Origin of the sequence: Streptomyces sp. NPDC002265, from assembly GCF_040296125.1 — a bacterium.
GTDB lineage: Bacteria > Actinomycetota > Actinomycetes > Streptomycetales > Streptomycetaceae > Streptomyces.
Map to the genome: position 1 here is coordinate 1 of NZ_JBEOWS010000442.1, position 6763 is coordinate 6763.

The 6763-nt window shown below is 73.0% G+C and carries 7 protein-coding genes and 1 pseudogene; 3 read left to right on the forward strand and 5 right to left on the reverse strand.

Features of this window, described 5'->3' with window-relative positions; translation table 11 throughout:
• From ABT085_RS41870 to ABT085_RS41885, 4 genes are all read right to left on the reverse strand, one after another.
• On the reverse strand, nt 1–923 hold a 923-nt coding region (locus tag ABT085_RS41870; protein WP_351621009.1), incomplete at its 3' end, for an SPFH domain-containing protein.
• A 133-nt stretch (nt 924–1056) separates the two neighbouring features.
• Nucleotides 1057–1275, reverse strand: coding sequence for an NfeD C-terminal domain-containing protein (locus ABT085_RS41875; RefSeq protein ID WP_351621012.1), 219 nt, complete (start codon nt 1273–1275; stop codon nt 1057–1059).
• A gap of 49 nt (nt 1276–1324) precedes the next feature.
• Nucleotides 1325–2746, reverse strand: coding sequence for an amidase (locus ABT085_RS41880; RefSeq protein WP_351621014.1), 1422 nt, complete (start codon nt 2744–2746; stop codon nt 1325–1327).
• Between the two features lie 396 nt (nt 2747–3142).
• Nucleotides 3143–3553, reverse strand: coding sequence for a winged helix-turn-helix transcriptional regulator (locus tag ABT085_RS41885; protein WP_351621017.1), 411 nt, complete (start codon nt 3551–3553; stop codon nt 3143–3145).
• Nucleotides 3554–3676: 123 nt separating this feature from the next.
• On the opposite strand from ABT085_RS41885, the gene ABT085_RS41890 reads away from it, so the two are divergent.
• Both ABT085_RS41890 and ABT085_RS41895 read left to right on the forward strand, forming a co-directional pair.
• Nucleotides 3677–4330 (forward strand): FMN-dependent NADH-azoreductase, encoded by a 654-nt coding sequence (locus ABT085_RS41890; RefSeq protein ID WP_351621020.1) that lies wholly within the window; start codon nt 3677–3679, stop codon nt 4328–4330.
• 104 nt (nt 4331–4434) lie between these two features.
• Entirely contained in the window at nt 4435–5022 is a 588-nt protein-coding gene (locus tag ABT085_RS41895) for a PadR family transcriptional regulator (RefSeq protein WP_351621023.1), read from the forward strand.
• A gap of 69 nt (nt 5023–5091) precedes the next feature.
• On the opposite strand, the gene ABT085_RS41900 is transcribed toward ABT085_RS41895, so the two are convergent.
• Nucleotides 5092–6102 (reverse strand): FkbM family methyltransferase, encoded by a 1011-nt coding sequence (locus ABT085_RS41900; protein ID WP_351621026.1) that lies wholly within the window; start codon nt 6100–6102, stop codon nt 5092–5094.
• 183 nt (nt 6103–6285) lie between these two features.
• On the opposite strand from ABT085_RS41900, the pseudogene ABT085_RS41905 reads away from it, so the two are divergent.
• Nucleotides 6286–6696 (forward strand): annotated as a pseudogene (locus tag ABT085_RS41905) (LLM class flavin-dependent oxidoreductase); the annotation flags it as partial.
• Nucleotides 6697–6763 lie beyond the last annotated feature (67 nt).

The following is a 6763-nucleotide window of genomic DNA, read 5'->3' on the forward strand; positions in this document are numbered from 1 at the left end:
GCCTCGGCCAGCGTGCGCTTCTCGTACGCCCTGGCGTCCGCGGGCTTGCGGATGTCCGCCTGGAGCTGCTGCTCGCGGCGGTTGGCCTCCAGTTCCGCGACCCGGGTCTCCTGGACGACGACCTCCTGCCGGGCAGCGGCGTCGGCGAGCGGACCGGCCTGCCGCGCCTTCGCCCCCGCGTGGTCGCGTTCGGCCTGGTAACCGGCCTGGAGGATCTCGCTGTCCCGGGTGGCCTCCGCCATCCGCGCGTACGACTGCTGCTCGGCCTCGGTGGCGAGACGGTTCGCCTCCGCCTGCGCGATGCGCGCGTCCCGCTGGACGGCGGCGGCGTGCGGCATCGCCAGGTTCTGGATGTACCCGGTCGGGTCCTCGATCTCGTGGATCTGCAACGAGTCGACGATGAGTCCGAGCTTCTCCATCTCCGTGCCGCAGGCGGCCCGGGTCTGCCCGGTGAGTTTGTCCCGGTCCCGGATCATGTCCTCGACCGTCAACCCGCCCACGATGGACCGCAGATGACCGGCGAAGACGATGTGCACCCGCTCCGACATCAGCTTCTGCTGGTCGAGGAAGCGGCGTGCCGCGTTGGCGATCGACACGAAGTCGTCGCCCACCTTGAAGATGACCACGCCCCGCACCTTGAGCGGAATGCCCTGGTGGGTCACGCAGTCCACGTGCAACTCGGTCTCGTTCAGGTCGAGCGAGAGCTTGCGCACCGCCTGCACGCCGGGCAGCACCAGCGTGCCGCGCCCCGTGACGATGCGGAACCCCATCCCCGCTTCGAGCCCCTCGGTCCGGTGCGCGGAACCGGAGATGATGAGTGCCTCGTTGGGCTCGGCAACTCGCCACATCAACTTGAAAACACCGACCAGCACGAGGACGGCGGCTACCGCCGCCCCCGCTACGACGCCGACGAACATCGGCATACGCCCCCTTTGAATGGTGCCCTTTCGGCACCGAACGAAGGGAGTGTGCTCCTGCGCGGACACGGGGAGAAGACGCTGACGGAACCTTGTCGCAACCTTGACACACAGGGCTCTCACCTGCGCCGGTGCGGGCTCAACTGTCGTACACGGCAGTGACGTAGACCGTGCGCGGCGGCAGGTGCTCCACCACCATGACCACGGTGCCGCGCTCCAGCCGCTCGGTGCCCGAGGCGGAGTACGCCAGGAAGTGCTCAGCCCCGCCGCGCACCCGGACGATCACCTCGCCGACCAGCCCGGGGCCGACCGTCCCGGTGACCCGCCCCATCAGCCCCACCAACGACGCGTCGTCCATGCTCAAAGCCTAAGAGGTCCGGACCGAAGGCTCTACGGCCGCAACGCCCTTACGCCGCCGGGGAATCCAGGGCCGAGAGTTCCGGCCACCGCTCGTGCCAGCGCAGGGCGGCCTCCAACTGCGCGGCCAGCGACACCAGCAGCGGCTCGCTGTGGGCCGGGCCGAGCAACTGCGCCCCCACCGGCAGGCCCTCGTCGACGAACCCGGCGGGGACGTTGACCCCGGGCCAGCCCAGCACGTTCCACGGCCAGGCGTAGGGGCAGGCGGCGATGACGGCGCGCTCGGTGGCCAGTCCGCTCAGGTCGTGCAGGGCGCCGACCCGGGGCGGGGGAGTGGCGGTGGTCGGCGCCAGCACCACGTCGTACGTCTCGAAGAACGCGCCGATACGGCGGTGCAGGACCGTTTCCGCACGTCGGGCCGCCCGCAGCGGTGCCCCGCCGAGCAGCCGGCCGAGCCGCGCGGAGCCGTGGGTGCGCGGGTCGAGCAGTTCGGGGGAGGGCACGGTGGCGACCCGTTCGGCGATCCCGGCGGTCGCGCGCGGCAGGAAGGCCAGCCCGATCCGGCCGTACGGCGGGTCGGCCTCCTCGACCGTGTGCCCCAACACGGCAAGCCGCTCGGCGAGTTCGACGACCCGGGCGCGCACCTGGGGCTGGAGCCGGGCGGGCACCGCGGTGAACGGCGGCTTCAGGGACAGCGCGATGCGCAGCCGGCCGGGGTCGCGGCCCACCGCCGCCGAGATGTCGAGGCCGGGCGGCCGGTGCGGGTCGAGCGGATGGTTCCCGGCGGCCGCGTCCAGCAGCAGGGCGGCGTCGGCGACGGTGCGGGCCAGGGTGCCGTTGACCGTGATGCCCTGGAAGGACTCGCCGAGCGGCCAGGTCGAGATGCGGCCGCGCTGCGGCTTGATGCCGACGAGGTGGGTCCAGGAGGCCGGGATCCGCACCGAGCCGGCGCCGTCCGAGCCGAGCGCCGCCGGAACCAGACCGGCGGCGACCGCGGCCGCGGAACCCCCGGACGAACCGCCGGGTGTGTGCTGCGGGTTCCACGGGTTGCGGGTCGCGCCGAAGGCGGGGCCCTCGGTGAACGGCCACTGTCCCAGTTCGCAGGTGTTGGTCTTGCCGATGACTACGGCTCCGGCCGCGCGCAGCCTTCGTACCGCCTCTCCGTCCTCGGCGACCGGCGGGAACTCGCCCGGGCAGCCGAACGCGGTGGGCTCGCCCGCCACGTCCATGTCGTCCTTCACGGCGACCGGGACCCCGAGCAGCGGACGGCGTACGCCCGCGGCCAGTTCCGCGTCGGCGGCCGCGGCCTCGGCGAGCGCGGCCCGGGTGCGCACGATCCGGAAGGCGTTGAGGGTGTTGCGGGTGGCCCCGATCCGGGCGAGCGCGTCCTCGACGAGAGCCTGGGAGGTCACCTCCCCGCAGGCCAGCGCACGTGCGGTCGCCGCCAGGCCGGCGGAACGGTCGAGCGTCATTCGGGACTCCTCCGGGACGGCTTGGGGAACTGCGCGGCGTCGGTACGGCGGCCGACGACGGCTGCGGGATTCCTCGGGTGTTCCTTCGGGGCTGCGATGTCTACCGCACGGTAACGTCTGGTGGCCCACCGGCGGAACGTCCCACGCGGGAGCGGATGGTGAGCGGCCGTCGACCGCGCGGACCGGGCCCCGTGCGGCTCGGCGACGGCGGGCGGCGGCGTGCCGGCCCGGCCGCCCGGAGCCGAGGCGCGAGCGGCGCCCTGCGCGGACGCGGCGAGGGCGCCTTCCCGGTGCGTCGCGCATCGGGAAGGCGCCCTCTTCGTCGCGGTCCGGGCCGTCGCGCCCGTCGGCGTCGGCGTGTGCGTGCCCGCCGGTGCGCCCGTGGGCCGGGGTCCGTCAGTCCGTGCACGGCTCCTGGTCCGGGCCCGTGCACGGCCCCTTGTCCGGCAGATGCGCCTCGGCCCACTGGCGCAGTTCCTCCAGGGCGGGCTCCAGGGCCGCCCCGGCCGAGGTGAGCCGGTAGGAGACCCGCAGCGGCGGGCCCTCGTCGACCTCGCGGACGACGAGCCCGGCGATGCCGAGCTCGGTCAGCCGGTCCGACAGCATGCGTTCGCTGATGCCGGGGATGGCCCGGCGCAGGTCGGCGAAGTACGTCGGGCCGTTCAGCAGGACGGACACGATCGGTCCCGTCCACCTCTTGCCCAGCAGGCCGAAGACGCGCGTGATGCCGTCGTCCACCTGCGAGCAGGCCGCCGGGCTGTGGACCTGGCCGTGGGCCGCCTCGCGCTGTACCCCGTCGATCGCCATGGGCTCAGGATACCCGCCTCTCCGTGCGGGGATGAAAAATAGTAAGTGACTGTGTTATTCATAGGTAGGCACGAAACTTCAGCCCACCTTCCGGGGTGGGCGCCACCCCCTTTGGAGACCCTCATGGCCACGTTGCTGCACATCGACTCGTCCGTGTTCCCGAACGAGGCGTCCGCCTCCCGTTCCGTCACGGACGCCTTCCGCAGGACCTGGGAGGAGCAGCACCCGCAGGGCAAGGTGATCTACCGCGACCTGGCCGCGCACCCCGTCGCGCACATCACCGCCGACGCCCACACGGCCGCCTTCGCGGACCCCGCCACGCACACGCCCGCCCAGGTGGCGGCCTTCGCCGAGCGCGTCCGGCTGGTGGAGGAGCTGGAGCAGGCCGACGCGGTGGTGATCGGCGCCCCGATGTACAACTTCTCGATCCCCTCGACCCTCAAGGCGTGGCTGGACAACGTGGCCGTGGTCGGCCGCACCGCCATGACCGAGGAGTCGAAGGTCAAGGGCACCCCCGTGACCGTGGTCGCCAGCCGCGGCGGCGCCTACGGCCCCGGCACCCCGCGCGAGGGCTACGAGTACGTGCAGAACTACCTGCAGGCCCTGCTGGGCGACATGCTCGCCATGGACGTCGACTTCATCGTCCCCGAGCTCACCATGGCCCCGCAGAACCCGGCGATGGCCGAGCTGGTCCCGCTGTTCGAGGCCTCCCGCGAGCGCGCCCACCAGGACGCGGTCGTGAAGGCCAAGGGAGTGGTGGAGCGCCTCGCGGCCTGACCCGGCCCGGCCCGCGGCGGGGGCCCCGCGCCCGCCCGCGTCCTTCGCGGCGCCCTCGCCCCGGCCGTCCCGTCCACCGATCGGCGGGTGTTACGTTCGACCGCATGGCTCTGCGCAACGCGGTGATGGCCGCGCTCCTGGAGGGTGAGGCGTCCGGATACGACCTCGCGAAGGGCTTCGAGGCCTCGGTCGCCAACTTCTGGATGGCCACCCCGCAGCAGATCTACCGGGAGCTGGACCGCATGGCGGGCGAGGGGCTCGTCGCCGCACGGGTCGTGGAACAGGAGCACCGGCCCAACAAGCGGCTCTTCTCGCTCACCGAGGCCGGGTACGGCGCCGTCCGCGCCTTCCTCGCGGAGGGCTCCGCCAAGCCGCTGGCGATCCGGGACGAACTGCTGGTCAAGGTCCAGTGCGTCGATCTCGGCGACCCGGGCGACGCGGACGCCGTCCGCGCCGAGATCGTACGGCGCACGGAACGGTCCGCCGCCAAACTCGCCCGCTACGAGCGCGCCCGGGAACGGCTGCTGGCCGGACGGACCGAGGAGGAGTACTGCGGTACGGGCGAGCGCATCGGCCCCTACCTCACCCTTCAGGCGGGCCTGGCGCTGGAGCGCGCCAACCTCCAGTGGGGCGAGCTGGCCCTGCGGCTGCTCGCCCGGCGCACCGCGCAGAGCGGCGCGCCGGTGGGCTGACCCCGGCAGGTCCGCCTGCCGGGGTGCCCGCCGTGGCGCGCCCGCGCGCCGGGGGCGCCGCCGCCCCGGTCAGCTCTTGCCGGGAGCGGCGTCCGCGCGCATCATCACGCAGTCGAACTCGATCACGCGGCCGGTGTCGGCCTCGCGGGTCACCGGGTACATTCCGGTGATCCCGAAGCCGGCGGCCTCGTAGACGCCGATCGCCTCGTTCATCGGCGGGCTGCCCTCGTACAGGCGCAGCAACGCGACCTCCGACTGGAGTCCCACGAACTCCGCGACGCGGTCGCCGCCGCCGGCGAACACCTCCAGGTCGTACCCCTGGGTGTCCATCTTCAGGAACGGGCGGGGCGTGTCGATGCCGTCGAGCGCCTTCTCCATCATCGAGTCCAGGCGCCGGATCCGGATCTCCTCGGTGTCGGTCGTGGCGAACCGGCCGTAACGGCCCTTGCCGTAGTCGCTGGGCGGGAGCAGGGAGTTCATGGTGTTCCAGCCGGTGTGGATGGTGCTCGTGGTGTCCTCGCGGCCGAGGCCGCAGTGGTACACCCACCAGTCCGGGTCGTCCGCGGCGGCCTTCTCCAGCGTGGCGAAGTGCTCGGCGGTCGGCTCGAAGGAGACGATGCGGCCGGTGTAGCCGAAGCGGCGCAGCCGCCGGGCGTACTGGCCCCGGTTGGCCCCCACGTCGAACACGCAGTTGACGTCGTAGAGCTCCAGCATCCCGGCCACGTGCTGGTGGCAGAGGTATTCGGCCGCCGCGAGTTGCAGCTTGCGTTCGTCGGACCCGGCCGCCGGGTCCAGCAGCAGGCTCGCCCCGCTGTCGCCGAGGCGGACGGTGGTCGACTCCGGGCCGCCCTGCTCCTGCTGGACGCGCGACGCACGGCGCCGGATGACCCAGGCGTCCGTGCCGGCACCGGCCACCGTATAGCGGCCGTTGTCTCTGGCCAGCACGTCCGCGCCCGGTCCCAGGGGGATCCGGATCCGCCCTCCGCGCCGGGAGACCACAGCGGTGCCGGGGCCGAGATCGGTCACCTGAAGGCCCAGCCGGGGCATCAGTTTCAGCAGTCTTCGGTAAGCGGTCTGCATCGCTTCACCCTGGCAGACGAGGCGGTCGGCCAGCACCCCTATGAATAAGATTTGTCTCTCCGATGAACGACACCTGACCGGCGCCGCCCGGTCCCGCCGCCGCGCCCGGTGTCGCTTGCCCTGGAGAGCGCTCGAAGGCCTGGCGTCGTCGGGGTCGGCGGAGAACAGGGTGGGCGGAGGCGGACATGCATGCGGCTCGCCGAGACCCTGTGTGTACCGGCGCCGGTCAGCGCGCCGCACCCGGAGATCATGATCGGCGGCACCGGCGAGCGCAAGACGCTGCGGCTGGTGGCCCGGTACGCGGACGCCTGCAACCTGATCGCGGAGTCGCCCGAGCAGATCCGGCACAAGCTCGACGTGCTGCGCGGACACTGCGAGACCGAGGGGCGCGACCCCGCGACGATCCGCAGGACGATCGCCTACACCGGGGAACCGGCCACCACGGGCGACCTCGACGCCTTCCTGCGCGACATCCGCGGCTACGCGGGGCTCGGCATCGACACCGTGATCCTCGCTCCGCGGCTGGGCGAGCCCGCGGCCTGGATCGAGCGTTTCGTGGCCCCGGCCGTGCGCCGGCTGGCCGAACTCGACTGACGTGCGCACGGCCCCGCCCGGCCGCGGTCGCGGGTGACGCACGAGGGGGGCCGGGCCCGAGGGCTCC